The sequence below is a fragment of the Campylobacter concisus genome, from assembly GCF_003048775.2.
Lineage (GTDB): Bacteria > Campylobacterota > Campylobacteria > Campylobacterales > Campylobacteraceae > Campylobacter_A > Campylobacter_A concisus_I.
The window spans coordinates 1802552-1824874 of sequence record NZ_CP049272.1 but is presented as its reverse complement, the minus strand read 5'-3'; the positions used below and the strand labels follow the sequence as shown (position 1 = coordinate 1824874).

General features: G+C 37.9%; 20 protein-coding genes. 15 read left to right on the top strand and 5 right to left on the bottom strand.

The annotated features are described in order from the left end of the window. Nucleotides 1–17: 17 nt before the first annotated feature. Nucleotides 18–1385, bottom strand: coding sequence for a Na+/H+ antiporter NhaC family protein (locus CVT17_RS09190; RefSeq protein ID WP_087577364.1), 1368 nt, complete (start codon nucleotides 1383–1385; stop codon nucleotides 18–20). Between the two features lie 119 nt (nucleotides 1386–1504). Between CVT17_RS09190 and pyrE the strand changes: the two genes are divergently transcribed. The 15 genes from pyrE (at nucleotide 1505) to CVT17_RS09115 (ending at nucleotide 17150) form a co-directional block, all read left to right on the top strand. After that, nucleotides 1505–2113, top strand: a complete 609-nt coding sequence (gene pyrE / locus CVT17_RS09185; protein WP_087584876.1) for an orotate phosphoribosyltransferase — start codon at nucleotides 1505–1507, stop codon at nucleotides 2111–2113. 244 nt (nucleotides 2114–2357) lie between these two features. Next, nucleotides 2358–3047, top strand: a complete 690-nt coding sequence (locus CVT17_RS09180; protein WP_054197345.1) for a response regulator transcription factor — start codon at nucleotides 2358–2360, stop codon at nucleotides 3045–3047. Continuing rightward, complete coding sequence (locus CVT17_RS09175; RefSeq protein WP_107858846.1) at nucleotides 3037–4464, top strand: c-type heme family protein; 1428 nt, start codon at nucleotides 3037–3039, stop codon at nucleotides 4462–4464. Before CVT17_RS09180 ends, CVT17_RS09175 begins: the two co-directional genes overlap by 11 nt. A 95-nt stretch (nucleotides 4465–4559) precedes the next feature. Next, nucleotides 4560–6626 carry a multiheme c-type cytochrome gene (locus CVT17_RS09170; RefSeq protein WP_021090404.1) on the top strand — a complete coding sequence of 689 codons (2067 nt, stop codon included), beginning with the start codon at nucleotides 4560–4562 and terminating at the stop codon, nucleotides 6624–6626. A 44-nt stretch (nucleotides 6627–6670) separates the two neighbouring features. Beyond that, on the top strand, nucleotides 6671–7429 hold the full coding sequence (locus CVT17_RS09165) for an FKBP-type peptidyl-prolyl cis-trans isomerase (protein WP_107769978.1): 759 nt from the start codon (nucleotides 6671–6673) through the stop codon (nucleotides 7427–7429). Nucleotides 7430–7449: 20 nt separating this feature from the next. After that, on the top strand, nucleotides 7450–8121 hold the full coding sequence (locus CVT17_RS09160; protein WP_072595319.1) for a 4Fe-4S dicluster domain-containing protein: 672 nt from the start codon (nucleotides 7450–7452) through the stop codon (nucleotides 8119–8121). Between the two features lies 1 nt (nucleotide 8122). Next, nucleotides 8123–9088, top strand: a complete 966-nt coding sequence (gene nrfD, locus CVT17_RS09155; RefSeq protein WP_103582149.1) for an NrfD/PsrC family molybdoenzyme membrane anchor subunit — start codon at nucleotides 8123–8125, stop codon at nucleotides 9086–9088. Between the two features lie 14 nt (nucleotides 9089–9102). Continuing rightward, entirely contained in the window at nucleotides 9103–11718 is a 2616-nt protein-coding gene (gene ccsA / locus CVT17_RS09150) for a cytochrome c biogenesis protein (RefSeq protein WP_107858847.1), read from the top strand. An 8-nt stretch (nucleotides 11719–11726) separates the two neighbouring features. Further along, nucleotides 11727–12551, top strand: coding sequence for an SEL1-like repeat protein (locus CVT17_RS09145; protein WP_107858848.1), 825 nt, complete (start codon nucleotides 11727–11729; stop codon nucleotides 12549–12551). 70 nt (nucleotides 12552–12621) lie between these two features. Then, nucleotides 12622–13743 carry a nitrous oxide reductase accessory protein NosL gene (locus CVT17_RS09140; protein ID WP_107858849.1) on the top strand — a complete coding sequence of 374 codons (1122 nt, stop codon included), beginning with the start codon at nucleotides 12622–12624 and terminating at the stop codon, nucleotides 13741–13743. Nucleotide 13744: 1 nt separating this feature from the next. Next, nucleotides 13745–13930, top strand: coding sequence for a hypothetical protein (locus CVT17_RS09135; RefSeq protein ID WP_054197437.1), 186 nt, complete (start codon nucleotides 13745–13747; stop codon nucleotides 13928–13930). Continuing rightward, nucleotides 13920–15029 carry an ABC transporter permease gene (locus CVT17_RS09130; RefSeq protein WP_107858850.1) on the top strand — a complete coding sequence of 370 codons (1110 nt, stop codon included), beginning with the start codon at nucleotides 13920–13922 and terminating at the stop codon, nucleotides 15027–15029. The genes CVT17_RS09135 and CVT17_RS09130 overlap by 11 nt, the downstream gene beginning before the upstream one ends. Further along, nucleotides 15026–15694, top strand: coding sequence for an ABC transporter ATP-binding protein (locus tag CVT17_RS09125; RefSeq protein WP_107858851.1), 669 nt, complete (start codon nucleotides 15026–15028; stop codon nucleotides 15692–15694). Before CVT17_RS09130 ends, CVT17_RS09125 begins: the two co-directional genes overlap by 4 nt. Further along, complete coding sequence (locus CVT17_RS09120) at nucleotides 15691–16644, top strand: hypothetical protein (RefSeq protein WP_103600596.1); 954 nt, start codon at nucleotides 15691–15693, stop codon at nucleotides 16642–16644. The genes CVT17_RS09125 and CVT17_RS09120 overlap by 4 nt, the downstream gene beginning before the upstream one ends. Then, a complete protein-coding gene (locus CVT17_RS09115; RefSeq protein WP_107858852.1) occupies nucleotides 16641–17150 on the top strand; it encodes a hypothetical protein in 510 nt (169 codons plus the stop codon). Before CVT17_RS09120 ends, CVT17_RS09115 begins: the two co-directional genes overlap by 4 nt. Nucleotides 17151–17580: 430 nt before the next feature. Here the strand turns inward: CVT17_RS09115 and CVT17_RS09110 are convergent, their stop codons facing one another. The 4 genes from CVT17_RS09110 to rsmA are packed head-to-tail and all read right to left on the bottom strand — an operon-like array spanning nucleotide 17581 to nucleotide 22256. Further along, nucleotides 17581–18354 carry a pseudouridine synthase gene (locus tag CVT17_RS09110; protein ID WP_009295179.1) on the bottom strand — a complete coding sequence of 258 codons (774 nt, stop codon included), beginning with the start codon at nucleotides 18352–18354 and terminating at the stop codon, nucleotides 17581–17583. Nucleotide 18355: 1 nt separating this feature from the next. Further along, nucleotides 18356–19309, bottom strand: a complete 954-nt coding sequence (locus CVT17_RS09105) for a KpsF/GutQ family sugar-phosphate isomerase (RefSeq protein WP_107858853.1) — start codon at nucleotides 19307–19309, stop codon at nucleotides 18356–18358. A 9-nt stretch (nucleotides 19310–19318) separates the two neighbouring features. Continuing rightward, nucleotides 19319–21448, bottom strand: coding sequence for a ribonuclease J (locus tag CVT17_RS09100; protein WP_196373567.1), 2130 nt, complete (start codon nucleotides 21446–21448; stop codon nucleotides 19319–19321). Then, nucleotides 21414–22256, bottom strand: coding sequence for a 16S rRNA (adenine(1518)-N(6)/adenine(1519)-N(6))-dimethyltransferase RsmA (rsmA, locus tag CVT17_RS09095; protein WP_107858876.1), 843 nt, complete (start codon nucleotides 22254–22256; stop codon nucleotides 21414–21416). The genes CVT17_RS09100 and rsmA overlap by 35 nt, the downstream gene beginning before the upstream one ends. Between the last annotated feature and the right edge of the window lie 67 nt (nucleotides 22257–22323).

Here is a 22323-nt window from a genome sequence, read left to right as displayed (position 1 = left end):
GTTAATTACGCCAAATTTTATCCAAGTATCATAGCTCCAACGATACCACCGATGATGAGTGGTATGTTAAAAAATATAAATGTAGGTACACAAGTATCATATATGTGGTTGTGTTCACCATCAGCATTTAGACCGCTTGTTGGTCCAAGTGTGCTATCACTTGCAGGACTTCCAGCATCTCCTAGAGCCGCAGCTATACCAACCAATAAGATGATGGCTGGTACGCCAAAACCAAGGCTAACACATAGTGGCACGTAGATAGAAGCTAAAATAGGTATCGTACCAAAGCTAGTGCCTATACCCATCGTAACGAGAAGTCCGATAAGAAGCATCAAAAATGCTCCGCCTATCTTGCCGCCAGATACTAAGCTAGCGTATTTTACAAGCTCGTCTATTCCGCCACTCTCTCTTAGGATAGTGCCATAACCTGCAGCAACTAGCATGATAAAAGCGATAAATCCCATCATAGCAAGGCCATTATCCATGATCTTATCTACTTTTTTGTATTCGATACCACCAAAAACAACCATGACCAAAAGTCCAAGTAGTGCGCCAAGAGGTAGCAGCTCAGTATAAATTTGCACACCAAAAGCCACAACTGCACCAGCTAAAACCGCCCACTCTTTTTTAGTCATCTCAAGGCTTTTTGCACGCTCGATCTCATCAAGCTCTTCTTTTTCAAATTTTGAAGTTTTATAAGCTCTTTTTTTACCATAAAAAAGTATGGCAAGGATAAGTCCAATAAGCATCGAAGCGCCACCTATCCACATAACAGAAGAGATATCAGAAATAGATGTGGTTATGCCGTTATTTGCTAGCTCTTTTTTTAAGATATTGTGAAAAAGCAGACCAAAGCCAACACTAAGGCTTACATAAGGTGCTTGAAGACCAAATGTCAAAGCACAAGCTACTGCACGTCTATCTATCCCCATTTTGTTCATAATAGCAAGAAGTGGCGGGATTAAAATAGGTATAAAAGCTATGTGAACTGGGATTAAATTTTGAGATAAGCACGCTATAAATGCGATGGTTAGTGTAAAAATCACTTTATTTGAGCTAAGGAATTTACTCAAAGCATTTATCAAGATAGCAGTTAAATTTGTATTTGCGATGGCGGCTGCTAAAGCACCAAGCAAAATATAACTAAGCGATGTTTCAAGATTGCCTTGCATACCGCTTATGAGGCTTTGTGTAGTCTCTTTTAGGGCTGTAAAGAGGCTATCGATCCCACCTGCAATACCACTTTCAAATCCACTAAATCCATGCTTATACATTACTCCCGCAACAAGAGCAGAGATAAGGATAGAAAGCAAAATGTTAAAACGCAATAGACAAAGTATCGTCATTACCAAAATGCTAAAAACAACAGGGTTAAATATAAGCATGAGCGTCCTTTTTGTGAGTGTTGAGAGATTATACAAATGTGTGGCTTATTAAATTTTAAAAAGAGTGGCTTAAGTGGGCTTGTGTTAAGATTTTGAGTAAATTTTAAAAGGAAAAAACGATGGATTTAGAGAAAATTTATAAAGAGGCTGGGGCATATTTAGAGGGACATTTTTTACTAAGCAGTGGCAATCACTCGCAGTTTTATCTCCAAAGTGCAAAGGTGCTTGAAGACCCAGCTCTGGCTGGAAAGCTAGCTGACGAGCTTGCCCGTGTGATAGAGAAATTTGGCATTAAATTTGATAGCGTTTGCTCGCCTGCACTTGGAGGAATTTTAGCTGGCTATGAGCTAGCTCGCGCAGCAAAGAAGCGATTTATATTTACAGAGCGAGTTGATAGAGTGATGAGCTTAAGACGCGGATTTGAGGTGAAAAAGGGTGAGAAATTTATCGTTTGTGAGGACATTATCACGACTGGCGGCTCGGCACTTGAAGCAGCGCACGTGATAGAGAGCCTTGGCGGCGAGGTAGTTGGCTTTGCAGCGCTTGCGAACCGTGGCTTTTGTAAGGTTACAAATTTAGACAATGAAGCTAAGCCAAATGCAAAACTGCCAAGCGATAAGCCATTTTTTGCTTTAGGAAATTTTGAGTTTGAAATTTATGAGCCTGAGCATTGCCCACTTTGTAAAAATGGAAGCAAAGCTATCAAACCTGGAAGCAGAGGCAACTAAAATTTATACTATGAAATATAGCTATCTTTCTTTTTTAAAATTGATCGATAGCTAAAATTTTAGAAAAATCCAAAAATAGTTCTCATATAAAATTTTAATCAAGACTTCAAATCACTTCAACAAAAATTTATAGTTTAATTTTTAAAAGTAATCTGTCTTTTATATTGGTATGAATTATTTTTTAGATAATCTTATTTTTTAAGCTACCAAGTGATAATATCTGTTCAAAAAGCGAGATGAAGCTATGCAAGAATATGATATTTTAGACGTTTTATCAAACAAAAAGGTCCTTTGCCTTGAAGATGAAGAGGCGATTTTAAAAAATATTTGTGCTTCTTTGGAACTATTTTTTGCCGAAGTAAATGGCGTAACAGATGGCTATGATGCACTTGAGCTAGCGATGAGCGATGCTTATGATGTTTTGGTACTTGATATAAGCGTGCCAAATATCGATGGCCTAGAGATCGCTAAAAAAGTAAGAACTATAAATCAAAAAATTCCTATCGTGATCTTATCAAGCCACATCGAGCAAGAGTATTTGTGGAGAGCGGTTGAGCTAAAGATCACAAGATATCTTGCAAAGCCATATGATAAAAAGTCATTTATAAAAGCCCTAGAAGACGTTGCTTTAGAGCTTGTTGGACGCAAGCCGACTCTTAGGCTAAATGATGAATTAGAATACGATTTTGGTAAAAAAGTACTTTATATAAATGGTGAAATTTCTCATCTAAGCAAGAGTGAAAGTAGGCTTTTAGAGTATTTTTTAAACAACAAAAATCAAACTATAACTTATGAGCAAATTTTTGATTATATTTGGGAGTATGAGCAGCCAAGCAAAGAGGCGATAAAGACGATCGTAAAAGAGCTTAGAAGGAAGCTTGGCAAAGATGTGATTAAAAATTTATATGGTGTAGGTTATCTTTGTGAAATATAAATTTCAGCTAATCGTTAGTGTTTTTATCTTTGTTTATCTCTTAATATCCGCACTTGTTTTAAATTTTTATAATAATCTTGCAATGAAAGATGCCAAAAAAGAGGCGTATTATGTGCTTGAGAGTATAAATTCTGTAAGAGAATACATTGCAGGCGTTCAGCGTCCATTGATAGAGCAGCTAAAGCATGATGGCATTATAAAAGAGGATTTTTTTGACGAGAGATTGCTCTCATCTTCATATATAAGCCGTGAAATTTATAATATCCAAAAGAAAAAATACAATCTTGACTTTGACTACAAACTAGTCGCCATGGCGCCTTTAAATAAAGCTCATGAGCCAAATGAATTTGAAGCGCAGGTGTTAAGAGGCTTTAAAGAGAATAAATTTAGTGAGTTTTCAAAGATTATAAAAGATGAAAATGGCTCACAATTTTTTGTAGGACTTCCTATAAAAAGTCAAAATACATCTTGCTTAGCCTGTCACAATAGCGAAAGTGCTCCAAAACAGATGTTGGATCGTTATGAAATTTCAAATGGAAAAATTTCTGAGGCAAGTGAGATGATGGCGATGCTATCTTTTAAAATCCCACTACGTGCCATTTTTTCTTACCATTTAAAAGAAGTTATCATCATAATGAGTGCGATAGCCTTTGTATTTGGGATATTTTTGCTACTTGTTTATAAGATGCATAGGCGTGGCGAAGAGAGCAAAAGGCAGACCGAGCAGCTAATGATACATCAAAGCCGCCTAGCCTCAATGGGCGAGATGATAGGCAATATCTCACATCAGTGGAAGCAGCCTTTAGCTCAAATCAGCTCAGCTTTAATAAATTTAGAACTCTATCAGGAGCGAAAAAAGCTTGATGAAGCAAAAATTTATGAGTTTATAGAAGAGACTAGCAAGCAGATAAATTTCATGTCTGAAACGGTTGATGATTTTAAAAACTTTTTTAAGCCAAATACTTTAAAAAGGGAGTTTAGCGTAGAGGAAGTGATAAATCAGACTATAAAAATTCTAAACGCCTCACTTAAGAAATATCAAATCGAAATAGAAATCGATATAAGAGAAAATTTTACGATTTTTGCGAATTTTAATGAAATAATCCAAATTTTAATAAATATTATAAACAACGCAAAAGATGCATTTAAACAAAGCTATGTAAAGCCAAGAGTAATAAAAATTTATACTTTCATAAAAGATAATCGTAAAAATTTATGCGTGCAAAATAATGCAGGAGCGATAAAGGCTTCGTTTTTAAAAGTTATCTTTGAGCCACACTTTAGCACAAAAGAGTCTGGCAGCGGGCTTGGTCTATATATGAGCCGGTTAATCGCTAGCAAAAATAACGCCCTAATCTTTGCTAGAAACGTAGATGAAAATAGTATTACATTTACAATTAGTTTCAAAAATTTATAATTTATTAAAATTCCCCCTTTTCTACCCTTTTTTGGTGTTAGTATTATCAGTATGAAATCATTTTGATTTTAGGATAAAAATTTAAAGGAGGGCACATGAGAAATCTACAAAAAGCCTTAGCTGGTTTGCTCATGGGTGTTAGCATCTTCGCTTCACAAGCCTGTTGCGAAGAGCATAATATGCAGATGTCCGATAAAGCACGTGATGTTATCGCAAATCCTAAAGGCACACTGCAAAGTAGAGGTGTTATCTCCTTGCAAGACTACGTTGTAGAAGAGCAAGAGATGTATAACTGGTTATTTAAAAACCACCCTATTTTTACAAAATATGGTGGTAAAACCGTCGGTAAAATGGTCGTTCACGACCGTGGCTTAGAGTGGCTTGCCGAGGGACATGGCTTTGATATGTCAAAGCTTAGTAAAAGAGATGGCGGTAAGGGCTATAGCTCTATGATGTATAGAATTCCAGCCACTTCATCACTTCAGTTTCCTAACAAATTTGTAGGTCCAGAAAAGTGCGGTGAGTGTCACCCAGCTCAGTATGAAGTGTGGAGCAGATCTCGCCACGCAACTACTATGCGTTTCCCTGGTGAGCACCCAGAGGTTAATAACAACCTAACTGAGCCAGTATTTGACAAAGATACAGCTTCTATCCTTCCAAAAGGTATCACTCCAGATGTTATCTACGCAACTGTTGGTCACTTAAGAACCAAAATGGGCTACGTTGATGCGTGGCTACTTCGTGGTACTTACTATGTTGAGGGTGGTTTACTAAGAGATGGTACAGGCCAGATCGTGGCTGGTGGTAACCAATGGCAAAGAACATGGGCGTTAAATTTAGACGACGCAACTGTTAAAAAGATAAAAGAGCTTGTCCCAGAATTTCCTGGCACTCTTGAAGAGTACGGCGACAATGGCGGATATGTTAGAGGCCTAGCTTCATACGCCGCAAAACATAAAAAATCAATGTTTTTCCAAGCAAACTCATCATATTGTGAAGTTTGTCACCCGGTTAAATTCGATTTCAAATCAAAAGCAGAATTTTATGCAGCACTTGGTAATGCTAAAGAGCTTCAAAAACACACTATCTCAAAAGGCGTAAGCTGTGAGGAGTGCCACGGAGCTGGCGGTCACCTTGATGGAGCTACAAATTTTAGAACATCAAACTGCGAACGCTGCCACCAAAGATTTAACTTTAGCCCAGATCTAGCTCGTGCTAATCCGCTTAATAACGGTAAGCTTGATCTCTCACTTAGCTCTAAATTTAAATCAATGGGACCAGGATGTGGTTCTGAAGGTTCTCAATCATACTTTACAGCTCACTATGATAAAGGTATGAGATGTGTTACTTGCCACGATCCACACGACAACACAGGTCCAGTTGTAGGTGATAAGAGCGTAACTGGTATGAACTATAACTCAGAACAAGGCTATCTAAGCTCATTCTATACTAAACCAAAAATTAGAAAAGAGTGTAAAGATTGCCACGAGACTCAAGCATATATCGCATCTAAAGCAGATACTCACAAAGACAACACTTGTGCATCTTGCCACATGCCATTTATGATGAGTTGTGAGAATTTCTATGCTGTTCAGTTCCAAGACAACGCTGGCTTTGATACTCAAAGAAGATCTCACATCTGGAAGATCATGGTTGATCCAAAAGAGAAATCTCTAGTACCAGGCGATGCTGCCAAAGGTCCAAGAGATGCTAAAGATTGGCACTTTGAGAGAGATAAAAATGGCCATAACTACGTTGACTTGATGTGGGCTTGCGCTAGAACATCTTGGGCTGATAAAGATATGAAAGATACCAAAGGCTGCCACAGCCCAGTACTATCTGAGCTAAAACCAACACTTCACTTCAAAAACCAAAAACAAGTTTATGATGAAGTTATGGGATGGCAAACTCCAGTTAAGAATGAATTCTCTGAAGTTAAGATTGGTATTGAAGGACTTTACTCACTACTTGAGACTAAAAAACTTGATGCAAGTGATAAAGTAAGAGTTTATGAGCTTATCCAAAATGCTCAAGAGATCATCGATATGGTTGAAAAAGATGGTTCATGGGGTATGCACGGATTTAAATTTACTAAACAAAAACTCGATGCATCAAAAGAGTATATAAAAGAAGCTCAAAGAATTTTGAATAAAAATTTATAGCATTTAGGGGCTAGTTTTAGCCCCTTTAATCTTAAGGGTTTGATATGAAAAATAAGGTTTTAAAATTTACGCTACTTCTTAGCTTAAGTGCTTCTAGTTTGCTTGCAAATGTAGATTCAAATGAGTCTTATGCCATGGGAGCAACAAGTGGCGGATATGTTTTAAAAGGGTTACTTGAACAAAAACAAATAGGCATTAGCTACGATGCTGAGGCCGTTATCAAAGGTTTTAGTGATGCACTAAAAGGAGAGCTAAAACTAAGCGATGATGAGATAGCAAAGCTACTAAACAAAAGAGCTGAAAATTTAGACAAGATAGTAAAAGAAAAAGAAGCCGCCATACTTAAAGAGAATTTAAAGCAGGGCAAGGCTTTTATGGATAAAAATGCAAAAAATAAAAATGTAAAAACTACAAAATCAAAATTGCAATATGAAATTTTAAAATCAAGCAAAAATGGAGCGACTCCAAAACAAGAGAGTATCATCATAGCAAACTACAAAGCTAGCTTTATCGATGGTAAGGTCTTTGATGAGACAAAAGAGGCTCCAGCTCATCTTTCTATGCTAAATTTGATCCCAGGTCTTGAAGAGGGCTTAATGCTCATGAAAGAGGGCGATAAGTTTAAATTTGTTATCCCGCCAGAACTTGCGTACGGCGATAGCGGCATGGAGGGCATACCTGGAGGCGAGACTATTGTTTTTGAGATAGAGCTTGTTAAAGTCTTAAAGCCAGGTGAATTAGCCGAGGCTGCAAAGAAAATTCACGAAAAAGAACTAAATGAGGGCATCAAAAAGCCTCATTAAGATATAAAATGGAGTTAAAAATGCAAAATCAAAAAAATAGAAGAGCCTTTTTAAAAAGCATGGTAGTTGTGGCTGCTGGTGCTGGTGCGGCAAGTAGTGGTTTTGCTTTTAAGAGTGAAGAAAGTGTAAAAAAACCACACTTTGGTATGATATTTGACCAAAATAAATGTGTTGGCTGTACCGACTGTGAGATAGCTTGTAGAAAGGTAAATTTAGTCCCAAAAGGGCAGATGAGACTTTTTATAGAAGATAAGACTAATCCTAAAAATTTACTCGATAAAAGATTTGTAAGAGTGTCTTGTCAGCAGTGTGTCGATGCGCCTTGTGTAGCTGTTTGTCCAACCAAGGCTTGTCATAAAGACGAAAAAACTGGCATACAAACTACAAATATAGATGACTGCATCGCCTGTAAATACTGCATCGTAGCCTGTCCATATGATGTGAGATATATTGATAAGGTTACGCACTCAGCTCAAAGCTGTAACTTTTGCGTAGATACAAATTTAAAGGACGAAAAAGAGCCGGCCTGCGTAGAAGCTTGTAGATATGAAGCGATCGTCTTTGGTGATCTTAACGATGAAGATTCGCACATCAGTAAGCTACTAGCCGTAAAAGATAGCATAAGGCTAAGAGCAGAGCTTGGCACAAAACCAAGCCTTAGATATATTCCTAAAGTAAAAATGGGGGTGTAAGATGGATGGTGCATTAAATTTTACTGCAACATTTTCGCATGGAGTAGAGTGGGGCTGGCCGATCGCTGTTTATCTTTTGCTAGCTGGTATGAGTGGTGGAGCGCTAATCGCTGCCATACTTTTAAAACACTATAAAAAGCAAGAGAGCTTTAGTCCATTTTTCAAGGCTGCTTCGCTTTTAGCATTTGTTAGCATCATGCTCGGTATGGTTTGCTTGATAGCTGATCTTGAAAAGCCGCTTTTATTTTGGAAAATTTTGATTAATTATAATTTCACATCAGTTATGTCTATCGGTGTTGCTGGACTTTGTGTATTTATACCGCTTAGCTTTTTGATGTGCCTTTATGCATTTAATGATGAAATTTCAAATTTCTTAGCCAAAAGTTTAAAATCCTTTAGCGCTCTTTTTGCACTAATAATGAAAATTTTAATACCACTTTATCCATTTTTAAGTCGTATTTGTCTTATTTTTGCTGTAATAATTTGTGCTTATACTGGATTTTTGATCTCAGTTTTGATTAGATTTCCACTTTTAAACACAGCTGTGCTTCCAGCTTTATTTATAGCTTCAGGACTAAGTGCTGGCATAAGTGGCAGTAGCTTGGTTGCAGCAGCTTTATTTAAAGAAGATCCGCATTCAAGCGACCTTCATTCGCTTCATAGCATAGAATTTAGCGTTTTGGGAGCTGAAATTTTACTCATTTTAATGCTTTTTGTATCGCTTTTACTTGGTTCAAGTTATCAGCAAAATGCAGCTGTTGCTTTTTATAGTGGCGTTTGGGCAAATTTCTTTTGGCTTGGTGTTGTGCTAGTTGGCTTTATTGTGCCTTTTGTTTTAAATTTTGCATTTGGCAAAAAAGTAGCTAGCTTAAAATTTAGCTTTTATATCAGTTCATTAGCGGCTGTTATCGGTGTTTTACTGCTTAGGGTGTTTATACTTTATGCGGGACAAACTTATAGCATCTAAGGCAGAGGCGAGCGATGAGAATTTTAAATATCTACCGCTTGTCTTTGATATTATTATTTATTCTTGCTTTTGGTGCAGGACTTGCGACTTTTTTAGAAAATTTTTATGACACACAAACGGCCAGAGTGCTTGTTTACGAAGCGCTTTGGTACGAGTGTGTTATGTTTGCTTGCACTATTTGTTTAGCTATTAGCATCGTAAAAACCAAGATGTATAAAAAATTTGGCGCATTTTTGATACATCTTGCTTTTATCGTTATCTTCATCGGGGCTACGCTTACAAGGTATTTTGGCGAAGAGGGCGTTATACATCTTAGAGCTCTGCAAAGCTCAAATGTAATGCAAAGCGTCAAGCCTTATCTTAAAGTCGAAATGCTTGGAGAAAATTTTAGTTATCCATTAAAATTAAGCTTATTTGGTGAAAACGACTTTGAGTTTAAAAATTTTATAGACGGCAAGGAATTTATAATTAACTTGCTTGGATATAAAAAAGATGAGAAAAACGCTCCTGCTACGCTTAGTTTAGAGATAAGTTTTAACGGCGAAAAAAAGAGTATTAAACTAAAAGGCGGAGCTGGATATGAGCTGGAGCCTAGTGTGCTAAGTTTTGGTGGGCAAGAGGCGAAATTTTACTTTAGCTCAAAGGCCTTAAATTTACCATTTTCATTAAAGCTTGACGAGTTTATTTTAGAGCGATATGTGGGGCTAAATAGTCCATCATCTTATACAAGTAAAGTAAGTATCGCTGGCGGCAAGTACGACATCTCGCTAAATAATCCACTAACGATTGAAGGCTATAAAATTTTTCAGTCTTCATACGATCCTGATGAGCTTGGAAGCGCTTTTGAGATCAGCCGTGATCCTGGCAAAATCCCAACTTACATAGGATATTTTTTGCTTTGCCTTGGCTTTGTGGCAAATTTATTTAGTAAAAAGAGCCGATTTTTTAGGCTGCTAAATTTTATAAAAGGTTCGCAAATCGTATTTTTGGCTATTTTGCTTTTAAATGCTACTCCAAATTTTGCTAATGAAAATAATAAAAATTTAGACGCTCATGCAAGTAAATTTGCCAAAATTTTAACTCAGACTGATAGCAGAATCGCTCCAGCTGGCTCTTACTCAAGAGCTGTGATAAGTAAAATTTCAACCAAAACTACGCTATTTGGGCTTAGCAGCGAGGAGCTAATGCTCTCTTTTGCCATCTCGCCAAAAGAGTGGATGGACAAAAGGATAGTAAAGATCACAAGCGAGCGTGTGGGCGAGCTTTTGGGAGTTAGCGAAAAATTTGCTAGCTTTAGCGATGTCTTTAACGAAAATGGCGAGTATAAGCTGGCTAAATTTGTAGAAGCTGCAAATGAAAAATCCGCCTCTAAAAGAGATAAATTTGATAACGATGTCATTAAATTTGACGAGAGATTAAATGTCTTATACCTTGCACTAAAGGGAGAAATGCTTAAATTTATCCCAGCTAAAAATGGTGATAAATTAACATGGCTAGGCGTAAATGAAGCCTTTGGCTCAAGTGAAATTTCAAGCGAGCTTAAAAGCATTTTGGGCGCTTATATAGAAAATTTAAGCCTTTGCGTAAAAAGTGGCGAGTGTAAAGAGGCTGATAGGAGTTTGGAGAAAATTTCAAGCTATCAAAGAAGCACTCTAGGCTCCCTCGCGCCAAGCGAGGCAAAGGTGGAGCTTGAGGTGTTTTATAACCAAATGGAAATTTTTAAATTTCTTATATATTTTTACATGATCCTTGGGCTAGTTTCGCTCGCTCTTGGCTTTTATAGGCTATTTTCTGGAAAGAAATTTAGATTTGAAAAAGCGCTTAGCCTTGCATTTTATTTTGGCTTTGTGGTGCATTTGCTAAATTTAGCTCTTCGTGCTTATATCTCAGGGCATGCGCCTTGGAGTGATGCTTATGAGAGCTTAGTGTATATCTCGCTTGCAAGCGTACTAGCTGGAGTTTTATTTTTTAAACGTCAAAGCTTTGCTCTTGGAGCCTCTTCACTTTTTGCAAGTGTGAGCTTGCTTGTAGCTCATCTAAATTTTATAAATCCACAAATAACAAATCTAGTCCCAGTTTTAAAGTCATTTTGGCTTAGCGTGCATGTAAGTGTCATCACAGCAAGCTACGGCTTTTTAGGCTTTAGCTTTGTGCTCGGGCTTCTTGGGCTTCTTTTAATGGCTATAAAAAATCAAAAAAACGAGCAAAAGCTTAGCGAGCAGATAAGATACCTCACCGCAACTAATGAGCTAAGCCTCATCATAGGACTTAGCTTGCTAACTATTGGAAATTTTCTTGGTGGCGTCTGGGCAAACGAGAGCTGGGGTAGATACTGGGGCTGGGACAGCAAAGAGAGCTGGTCGTACATTACGATAATTATTTATGCCATTGTGCTTCATTTAAGATTTATCCCAAGATTAAAAAATATTTTTACCTTTTTAGTAGCTAGCGTGCTCTCTTTTAGTTCAGTTATTTTTACCTATTTTGGTGTAAATTTCTATCTAAGCGGACTTCACTCATACGCAAATGGCGATGGATTTAGCGTTTCAAATTTGCTTTATTTGCTTTTGATACTCTTGGCTTTGCTAATCGTCTTTGCTTATAGAGGTAAGGATATAAAAGAGATTTAGGAGATATAATGAAAAAGAGTTTAGTTTTATTATTTGCTTGTTTGGGACTATTAAACGCTGGCTATATCAAAGAGGCTTTAAGCGCAAAAGACGATCACAACAAGCTAGCACAAATTTATGAAGATGCTTGCGATAAAGAGAAAAAGGCATCAGGCTGCTACAATCTAGCTGTGCTTTACAGCAGAGGTGATGGCAATGTCAAAAAGGACGAAGCAAAGGCGGCGATGCTTTATGAAAAGGCTTGTGATCAAAATTTTTCTATGGCCTGCAGTAATCTTGGCTACGTCTATGAAAAAGGCAAAGGCGTAGAGAAAGACTTAGTAAAAGCAGTTAAATTTTATGAAAAGGCTTGTAAGGATAATGAGGGTTGCACGGAGCTTGGCTTGCTTTATGCAAATGGCACCGGCGTAGCAAAGGATCTTAAAAAGGCAAAAGAGCTCTTTGAGAAGGCTTGCAAGGCAGGGGACGGCATAGGATGTAGCAACCTTGGCTATCTATACGCGCAGGGTGAAGGTGTAGAAAAAGACTATATAAAAGCCAAAGCAAACTACGAAATGGCTTGTGCAAACGAAGCTGGCATAGGGTGTGATAATCTTGGCTTTTTATATGTATATGCACAAGGCGTTGATCAAAACCTTACAAAAGCCACAAAATTTTATGAGCAAGCATGCATATATGGATATGAAAAGGGCTGCAACAACTACGCTATCATGCTAGCTGAAGGCAAAGGCGTAAAAGAAGACGTGGAGAAAGCACGTGAAATTTTTACTAGAAGCTGCAAAAATGGCTTAAAAGAAGCGTGTGAGAATTTAGAAATTTTAGGAAAGCATTGATGTTTGATAAAGTTAGCTCAGTGGCATTTAAAGCTTATAAATATAAAAATAAAATACTAAAGGAGATAATATGATTTTACGTTCTATCTTGGGTTCAGCACTGCTAGCGACCTTGATTTTTGGTGCTTCGGCAAATGAGCAAACTGTCAAAATGAAACCGATGTTTCAAAGCGTGGATCCTAGCAAGGCTACACTAGTAGGAAGTGGCGAGGGCAAGGAGTATTGTGCTGTTTGTGGAATGAATTTGGTTAAATTTTATAAGACTAATCATGTATATAACGGCAAGCAAGTAGCATCACTTCACTGCTTATACGAGCTAACAGAAGGCAAGATCCCAAGCGAGGCACAAGTCGTTGATACTAAAAATCTAAATTTAATCGATGTAAATAAAGCCTTTTATGTCGTTGGTAGTAGTGTTAAAGGCACAATGACTAGAAATAGCAAATACGCTTTCTCAACCGAAGCTGACGCAAAAGAATTTCAAGCAGAAAATGGCGGTGAGATAATGAATTTTGCTAAAGCTTACGAGATCGCTGGACAGGATTTTGAAGGCGACAATAAAATGATAAAAGCTAAGCGCGAGGACGGCGTTTATGCACATGGTAAAGAATTTTATGAAGCAAACTGCGAAAAAACAGATCCAAAAAGCTTTAAAGCTATCTCTGAGCTAAAAGCTCATCTTAAACAAGTATGTGACTCAAAAGAGGCTAACAAAGCTCCTGAATACGACAAGCACCTACAAGCTGCCGCTTTGTATCTATGGGACGCTCCAGCAAATTTAGGCTCGAGCGATCAAGCTTCAAAACCTAAACAAGAAATAAAAAAACCTGAGAGAATAGTCGTACCAAAGGGCGCAAGATGTGCGGTATGTGGCATGCTTGTCAAAAATTCTCCATGGGCTACGCTCATCAAAGCAGATGGCAAGGATTATTATTTTGATGGCGTAAAAGATATGGCGCAATTTTACTTTGCGGATGGCAAAATGAAAGATGCTTATGTGAGCGATTATTACACGTTAGAAAAGCTTGATGCAAAAGATGCGTTTTATGTTCATGGCTCAAACGTATATGGACCAATGGGCGATGAATTTATCCCATTTAAAGATGAAGCAAAGGCAGAGAGCTTTTTAAAAGATCATGCCGGCAAAGGTGTCATAAGATTTGACGAGATAAAGAATTTTATCGGTAAATAATGTGAAATTTCTAGTTTTTTTGGCGTTATTTTTTGGACTTTCTTATACGCTTTTAGCGGCACACTATCTTAGCTTTGATCATAAAGCAAAGCAAGATGAACTAAGAGAAATTTCTAAGATAACAAGAGCAAATGCTGCTTTTAGTTTTAACCAAAAGGGGCAAAAAGGCTTTGTCTATGATAGGTAAAAATTTTATAAACTATGCTGTGGTTCTGCTTTTTAAAGATAGAAAGGATCACCTTTTTAGCTTTTGCCTCTTCGCACTCATTATCTTTGTGCTAAGCTCGGTACTTTTCATCTCTGGATCGATCCAACATGATCTTATAAATTTAGTAAAAGATAGATCAAGTATCGTAGTGAGTGCATTTCGTGCTGGCAAAAATGATCTCATGCACCCTGGCTATATCTACGATATCTCGAAGATTGATGGCGTAAGTGATGTAAAGGGTGTAGTTGATGGAGAGTACTACTTCGTTCAAAAGCGTGTTTGGTTTCATCTATATGAAGATGATAGCTTAAAAGAGGATGAGATGATCGTCGGAGAAGGTGTAAAGGCAGCGATGAATGAGCTTTACTACGACGAGAGCTTTAATTTTCTAACTGAAGAGCGCATGATACCAGTAAAGATATTAAAGACCATGCCGGCACAAAGTGGTTTAATCTCGAATAACGCTATATTTTTGCATCCAAATACGCTAAGGGCTATCTTAAATTTAAAAGATGAAGAGTATACAAAGCTCTACGTTGAGGTGCCAAACACAGATGAGATCAGTGAAGTAGCTTTAAAGATAGAGAATTTATATCCAAATTCTTTCGCTCTTAGTATAGAAGATGAGGTGGCTAAGGTTAGGCACCTTTACTATTATAAGGGCGGAATTTTTATGAGCATTTACGTTAGTGTTATGCTTATATTCTTTGTCTTGCTTAAAAACCAAATTTCACTCGCCTATGGTAGTAAAAAGCGTGAAATAGCTATTTTAAGAAGCATTGGTTTTTGTATAAAAGACATTATATTTTTAAAATTTATACAAAATTTCATTGTGAGTGTTAGTGCTTTTTTACTCGGTGTTATGCTGGCTTATCTCTTTGTTTTTGTATTAAACGCTCCACTTCTAAAAGGGATATTTTTAGGTGATGAGCTTTTAAATTTTACAAATTTCACGCCTATTTTAGAGTTTGATAAGCTCTTTTTGATCTTTGTTTTTGGCGTGATACCATTTTTAGCGTTTGTACTCATACCTTCATGGAGAGTAGCAAGTAGTGACATAAATGAGGGGCTAAAATGATAAATATAAGAGGTGTTAGCCTGGTTTATAACCAAAACAAACAAAATGAGTTTTGTGCTTTAAAAAATATAAATTTAGATATTAATGACGGCGAGCTAGTGATACTAAAAGGCATTAGTGGAAGCGGTAAAAGCACCTTGCTTTCTCTTATCGCCCTACTTCAAAAGCCAACTAGTGGAGAAATTTTGATAGATGGCACTAACATCGCAAAACTGCCTGATGCCTTTTGCTCTGAGCTTAGACACAAAAGGCTTGGATTAGTTTTTCAAAATTTTAACCTCATCGAGGGTCTAAGTGTATATGAAAATTTACTAGCTCCATTTGCTCTAACAAAATTCAAGGCAAATGTGCGAGATGAGATGATAAAAAAGGCTCTAAGCCTCGCAAATATCGCTCATAAAAAAGATGAGAACGTATCAAATTTAAGTGGTGGTGAGCGTCAAAGATGCGCGGTAGCTAGGGCTTTATCTATGGATGCTAACATCATCTTGGCTGATGAGCCAACGGCAAATTTAGACAGACAAAATGCACACGCATTTTTAGGCTTGCTAGAGTCTTTTAAAGCTCTAAAAAAGAGTGTTATTGTCGCTACTCACGATAGCATTTTTGATGAGCTAAGTGCAACAGATAGGGTTGTCAGCTTGCAAAACGGAGAGATAGTATGAGTGTCTTTTTATCAAACGCCGTTATTGCCTTTTTGTTAGCGGAGTTTGTGCTTTTAGTTTTGATGAGCATTTCGCTCTTTTATGTCGTTAGGATCGTGAGGTCGTGGGATTACAATGCACTAACATCGCTTCAATACTCGCTTGAAAAGCAAAACTATCTTGTAAATACGATCTTACTTTTTTGCGTCTGTATCAAGATCGTATTGTTTATATTTTTTGCACTTTGCCTAAATGAACTCTCTGATATTGTGCCCGGTGCCATGTGCTCAGCTGGCGTGATTGGCTCAAATAAATTTGGTGGCATATTGATGCTCACTAAAATTTTGCTGATCTTTGGGCTTGGTATTTGGCTGGTTATAAATAAGCTTGACTTGCAGGCTCTAAATTTTCCTTATCTAAAGAAAAAATACGCCATTTTTATCTGCCTTTTTGTCATGATACTACTTGAGCTTGGTATAGAAATTTCGTTTTTTTACAATATCCCACTAAAAGTGCCGGTCTTTTGCTGTTCTGTCACTTTTCAAGCTCCAAAGCTACCATTTGGCTATACAAATTTTGGCTTAGTAAGCGTCTTTTTTGTGCTATTTTTTGTCATTTTGGTACTAAATTTTTTAAAGCAAAGCATGGCAAGCTTTGTGGCAAATTTATTGTTTTTGGTGCTTAGTTACTATGCCATCACCTACTTTTTTGGCCTTTATGTTTACGAGCAGCCGAACCATAAATGCCCATACTGCATGCTAAAAAGTGACTATTTTTATATTGGCTACCTCATCTGGGGCAGTTTGTTTCTTGGTGTATTTTACGGTCTTATGCCGTACCTTGTTGAGATCATTACAAAGACAAACTACTCACACAAACTTAAATTTTCATCGATCTGGTTAGGTGTTTGCGTGTTGATATGCTCGCTTTATGTCCTGAAATATTATTTGTTAAGAGGATTTTTATTTTGATAAAGCAAATTTTTTCTTTGTGTTTGTTAGCTCTAGTCTTAGTCGTACTTGCCTATAATGCCGACATAAGTGATGATAAAATTTTAGTTTTAAATAATGGCAAATCAGAGCCGATCGAGCAACTTACGCCAAATAAATTTATATGTTATGAGAGCAGGACACTGATCGCTGATAACAACGACACAGCCCAAGCCATCATGCCAAACGGCGACATCTACTTTTTTAACGACATCACAAATTCTTTCATCTGGTATATGGCGCAAAAGAGCAAAGATAAGATCAAGTTATATGTCTATTCAAGAGATACGAATCGCTACATTCTAGCGCAAGATGCCTGGTACTCAAGGGTTGATATCACGCCGATGGGATACGGCATAGGGGCGTACGAGTTTCACACATATGGCATAAACGACAACTATTTTAAAGAGGTCTTACTATACGCAGCACGTGGTGAGACACTACTAAATCCATACATAAACATCTTGCTTTCAGAAAATAAGATATAAATTTATGTAGCTCTAAATTTGTTAGAGCTCGCTTGGTTGTTTTTGGTATTAAAAGCCTTATTTGTTTAGTTTTTTGTAAAATCGCATCCTTTTTGATCTTCCAAATCACATGCTTTGCCAAAATATTCTTTTGCAGTGCGGTATTTTGTCTTAACTCTTATTCGTTTTCATACAAAACTCCTAAATTAGAGCAACAATCAATATTTCCACTGTCATAAACATTTTGTTATTGTTTAGCCACTTTTTATCGTAGAACTTTTATCTAACTTCGAGTCTAAGCTCAGAAAGATCCTTACAAAAGATGGTAGCTAGTAAAATGAAGGATAAAAGAACAGCCTTTTTCATTTTTTCTTTATTTTTGTAAATTTTTAAATAAATTTGTAGTTATTTTTGTTTGACTTGCCTCCTTTTTAGAGAAAGCAAGCCAAATTTAGTATCTAACGTTATTAACTTTTAAAAAGTCTCTTAGGTCTTCATATTCGCTATTTTCGAAGTAGCGCCATTTGCCAGGCTTTAGCATATCAAGGCTAACACGCCCAAAACTAACACGTTTTAGGTCCATCACTTCAAGGTCAAAGTAGCCAAAGAAGCGGCGAAGCTCTCTGTTTTGCCCCTCGTTAATGATGACCTTTAGTTTTGTATAGCCGCCACTTGAGCCAAAGACTTTATAGGCTAGAAATGGCTTAAATTCCATTGATTTTATAGTGGTTTTTGCGTGAGCGCCTTTGGTGGCGTCCTTGGCGAAAAAGCCATTTGTCATCGCCTCAATTACCTCTTTTGTCACTTCGCCTTTTACTTTTAGATAGTATTCGCGCTCTAAGTCGCTATTCATCAAAGCTGTGGCGATTGCTGGAGCGTCAGTTAGTAAAAGTAGCCCTTCGCTCGCATAGTCTAAGCGTCCTACGCTAACAAATTTTGCAAATTTCTTATCTAGCGTATCATAGATCGTCTTTCGTCCGCGGTCATCTTTTTTACTAACTAGTTCACCCTTTTGTTTATGATAGACGATAACAGTAAATTCCTTTTTTAGCTTTATCAAACGACCATTTATACGTACTTTGTCATCTTCATCCACGCTTGTGGCAAGGTCGCTAACCACTCGTCCTGCTATGCTAACCTTACCAGCTTTTATCAGCTCATCTGCCTCACGGCGTGAGTAGTTTGTGTTATGTGAAATAAATTTATTTAGTCTTGTTTTTTCCATTTTATAGTCCTAAATTTGCAAGGTCATGGATGTGTAAAACGCCCACGGGCACGCCATTTTCTACAACGGCTAGAAGCTGAATTTTATACTTTTCTATTAAAGCTAACGCATCCACGGCTAACATTTCCTTGTCGTTTATCTCTTTTGGATGCAATGTTGCAAATTTCATTGCTGGCTCGTCTAGGTCAAAGTCCTCTCGCATAAGTGCACGTCTAAGATCGCCGTCGCTTAAAATAGCATCTAACACACCATCTTTATCGACGATTAGGACCGTGCCAAGTTTACCGTGTGTCATAGTATCGATTGCTTTTTTTAGGCTCGCATTCCAGTGAACTATCGGTAAATTTTCGCTTCTCATCACATCTTTGACCTTTAAAAATAGCCTCTTTCCAAGGCTACCACCTGGATGAAAATTTGCAAAGTCCTCTTTTTTAAAGCCTCGCCTTTGCATCAAACAAACAGCCAACGCATCGCCAAGAGCTAACGTTAGTGTAGTTGATGCTGTTGGAGCGGCATTTAGTGGGCAGGCCTCTTTCTCTACATCTATGCTAATAAATGCATCGCTAAATTTACCAAGCGAGCTTGTTTTACTTCTTGCCATTGCGACGATCTTTACGCCAAAGCGCTTTACGTGAGGTAAAATTTTGATAAGCTCATTGCTTTCGCCACTAAAGCTAATGGCTAACAAAACATCATCTTTTCCTATCATGCCAAGGTCGCCGTGCATAGCCTCTGTTGGATGCAAGAAAAAGCTTGGCGTGCCGGTGCTTGCAAGCGTGGCGGCGATCTTTGCACCTACATGACCGCTCTTTCCTACACCTGTGACTATGACCTTGCCTTTTGTATTAAATATCAAATTTACAGCGTCTTCTATGGCTAAATTTTTAGTGTGCTTTAAAAGCTCGTTTGCTTCTATCTCTAAAACTTCGGCTGCGATTTGGTTGATTGTTTGCATAAATTTCCCTTACATTAGATAGATAATCGGCACGATAGTTGGGTACTTTTTGACCTTTCTAAAGATATGCTTTCTAATCACTTGACGCACTTGTGACTCGAGCAGTCTACCATCTTTTAAAAGCTCCTCTTTGACATTGCTTAAAAACTGCGTCAAAATTTCTTGCATCTCTTTGCTAAACTCCGCATCTTGTTTATTACCCACAAGGCCGTAGCTAATGACACGAGGCTTGTTTATAAGTTTTGCACCATGACGTGAAATTTGAGCGATTATCATGACGACACCTGCTTCGGCAAGATTTTGTCTGTCGATGACGACATCGTCTGATATTTGTTTATTTATTTGATTGTCTATGAAGACTTTGCCGGTTTTTACCGTTTTTACACGTTTTAAGTATTTTTGACAGATCTCCATTTGATCGCCATCGCTCATTAGATAGATGTTTCTCTCGTCTACGCCGCAGCTTATAGCTGTCTCTTTGTGCTTTGCGATATGATTGTACTCGCCATGCACCGGTAAGAAAAATTTTGGTTTTATGAGACGGAGCATCAGCTTTTGCTCTTCTTGTGCTGCGTGACCGCTGACGTGGATCTCGCTAAAGTCTTGATAAGCGACGCTTGCACCTGATTTTATTAGGAAATTTAATACAGTTGAGATACTGCTTTCATTGCCAGGGATCGCCTTTGAGCTGATTATTATCTGATCGGTTGGCTTTATTTTGATGTATTTGTGTTCATCAGTAGCCATTCTGTAGAGTGCACTCATAGTCTCACCCTGAGAGCCTGTGGTAACGATCAGCACCTCATTATCTTTAAATTTGCCAACCTCGTTTGCATCGATAAAAATTTTCTTATCAAGCTTGATATAGCCAAGCTCCATCGCAGTGTATAAATTTCGCTCCATTGATCTGCCGATGACACAGACTTTGCGGTTGTATTTGAGCCCCCACTCGATCGCTTGATAAACGCGGTGGATGTTTGAGCTAAACGTACTCATTATCACGCGTCCTTTGGCCTTTGAGAATATCGCATCAAAGGTCTTGCCAACACTGCTTTCGCTTTTGGTAAATCCTTCACGGTAGCTGTTCGTGCTATCGCTCATTAGACATAATACGCCTCTTTCGCCGTAGTATGCAAGTCTACCAAGGTCAGTTGGATAGCCGTCGATCGGCGTATGGTCGATCTTAAAGTCGCCCGTGTGAATGATAGTGCCCGCCTTTGTCGTGATGGCTAGCGCGCTTGCGTCGATGATAGAGTGGGTGATATGTATCCACTCGACCTCAAAATCTCCTATCAGATACGGCTTGCGCTTTTCGACCGAGCGGAAAAGTGAGCGCTCCTGCTTTAAGCCGTGCTCTTCAAATTTGTTATTTATCATACCAAGTGGTAACGGCGTGGCGTAAATCGGAAATTTAAACTCTTTGTAAAAATATGGTACTGCACCGATATGATCTTCGTGCGCGTGAGTGATGATGACACCTTTTATCTTGTCTTTTATTTTGCGAACGTAGTCAAAGTCAGGGATTAGTATATCCACGCCGTGCATGCTCTCGCTTGGAAAGCTCATTCCGATATCAACGATGATGGCGCTAGTTTCGGTTTCAAAGATAGTCATATTTCCGCCGATCTCACCCAGCCCGCCAAGTGGCGTTATACGAATTTTATGCTCACTTGAGTTTAGATACTTCATCGGCTCTAGACGAAGCTCGTGAACGGCCTTGTTTGCCACCATTGCACTTGCGATATCTTGCTGCCATTGTTCATTGCCGTTTAGCTTGGCTGGTAAATTTTTCTTTGGCTTTTTGGCTTTTTTAGGCTTTTCTTTTTGTTCTTGTGTTTTGGTTTTTGTTTCTTGTGATTCTTGTTTTTGCTCTTTTGGCTTATTGTTTTCGCCATTTTTGTTTTGATTTTTGTTATTTCTTGGCTTTTTTGTGCGAGGATTTTGGCTCTTTGGCTCGGCGTGCGTTTCAGCTTCAGCCTGCTCTGCTGCAAAGAAGTTATCTATCACGCTTTTACTTGCTAGTGAAGCTTGCTCGGTAGTTTCGCCCTCTTGTTTTGGCTTGTTTTTTGGTCTAAATCTTCGTCTTTTGTTGTTTTTGCTTTGGTTAGTTACAACTTTCTCTTCGTTTTTGTCGTTCATTATCTTCCTTTAATCTTTCAAATACTTTTAGATAAGAATCGACATCTAGCTCGTGTGGACGTAAATTTTGAGCTAAGTCTAGGTCTTCAAAAATTTCTTCTAACGCCTTTTTGTCAAAATTTGTGGATAAATTTTTCAAAAGCGTCTTTCTTGGCGAAGCAAATGCAGCTCTTAAAAATACTTTAAAAGCCTCGTATTGTTTCGCATCTTCGAAAATCCCATCTTTGCTAAAAATCTTTTTTGTTTTTTGTAGTTTGATGACTGAAGATGTGACCTTTGGAGGAGGATTAAAAAGTTTTGCATCCACGTCAAACAAAAGCTCACACCTGCCTTGAAGTGAGGTGAGGATCGATAAAGAACTAAATTCTTTATCCTTGCTCTTTGCACTAAATTTAAGAGCAACCTCTTTTTGTATCATCACGATAAGCCCAAGGCATTTTTCGTCATCTATCGCATTTAGTATCATTTTTGTAGCAACGTAATAGGGTAAATTTGCGACTAAAAAGTAGTTTTCGCTACTTAGTCCGCCCTCTTGCTGCCACTGCTCTAAAGCATCTTTACAAAAAAGTTTTAATTGTCCATTTTGGATCTCATTTGCAAATTTGGCCTTTAAAATTTGAAACAGCTCACAATCTATCTCAAAACAGGTCGTCTTGTAAATTTGCAAAAGTCTAAATGTCAAATCACCTAAGCCAGGCCCAATCTCAACGACGTTTGCTACGTCATTGGGTATCGCTTGGATGATCTTATCTAGTGTCGCTTTGTCCTGTAAAAAATTCTGTCCAAAGTGCTTTTTTGCCTTTATCATAGCCGCGATATTAGCCAAAAATTACTTATACAATGATTACAAGTTTAGTTTAATCATATATAAAATG

Bases quoted from the DNA above. Each gene is read 5' to 3' on its own strand.
- CVT17_RS09160 (WP_072595319.1), top strand. From the start codon at position 7,450: ATGCAAAATCAAAAAAATAGAAGAGCCTTTTTAAAAAGCATGGTAGTT.
- CVT17_RS09145 (WP_107858848.1), top strand. From the start codon at position 11,727: ATGAAAAAGAGTTTAGTTTTATTATTTGCTTGTTTGGGACTATTAAAC.
- CVT17_RS09190 (WP_087577364.1), bottom strand. From the start codon at position 1,385: ATGCTTATATTTAACCCTGTTGTTTTTAGCATTTTGGTAATGACGATA.
- CVT17_RS09140 (WP_107858849.1), top strand. From the start codon at position 12,622: ATGATTTTACGTTCTATCTTGGGTTCAGCACTGCTAGCGACCTTGATT.
- pyrE (WP_087584876.1), top strand. From the start codon at position 1,505: ATGGATTTAGAGAAAATTTATAAAGAGGCTGGGGCATATTTAGAGGGA.
- nrfD (WP_103582149.1), top strand. From the start codon at position 8,123: ATGGATGGTGCATTAAATTTTACTGCAACATTTTCGCATGGAGTAGAG.
- CVT17_RS09100 (WP_196373567.1), bottom strand. From the start codon at position 21,448: ATGAACGACAAAAACGAAGAGAAAGTTGTAACTAACCAAAGCAAAAAC.
- CVT17_RS09125 (WP_107858851.1), top strand. From the start codon at position 15,026: ATGATAAATATAAGAGGTGTTAGCCTGGTTTATAACCAAAACAAACAA.
- CVT17_RS09110 (WP_009295179.1), bottom strand. From the start codon at position 18,354: ATGGAAAAAACAAGACTAAATAAATTTATTTCACATAACACAAACTAC.
- CVT17_RS09170 (WP_021090404.1), top strand. From the start codon at position 4,560: ATGAGAAATCTACAAAAAGCCTTAGCTGGTTTGCTCATGGGTGTTAGC.
- CVT17_RS09130 (WP_107858850.1), top strand. From the start codon at position 13,920: ATGATAGGTAAAAATTTTATAAACTATGCTGTGGTTCTGCTTTTTAAA.
- CVT17_RS09105 (WP_107858853.1), bottom strand. From the start codon at position 19,309: ATGCAAACAATCAACCAAATCGCAGCCGAAGTTTTAGAGATAGAAGCA.
- CVT17_RS09165 (WP_107769978.1), top strand. From the start codon at position 6,671: ATGAAAAATAAGGTTTTAAAATTTACGCTACTTCTTAGCTTAAGTGCT.
- rsmA (WP_107858876.1), bottom strand. From the start codon at position 22,256: ATGATAAAGGCAAAAAAGCACTTTGGACAGAATTTTTTACAGGACAAA.
- CVT17_RS09180 (WP_054197345.1), top strand. From the start codon at position 2,358: ATGCAAGAATATGATATTTTAGACGTTTTATCAAACAAAAAGGTCCTT.
- CVT17_RS09120 (WP_103600596.1), top strand. From the start codon at position 15,691: ATGAGTGTCTTTTTATCAAACGCCGTTATTGCCTTTTTGTTAGCGGAG.
- ccsA (WP_107858847.1), top strand. From the start codon at position 9,103: ATGAGAATTTTAAATATCTACCGCTTGTCTTTGATATTATTATTTATT.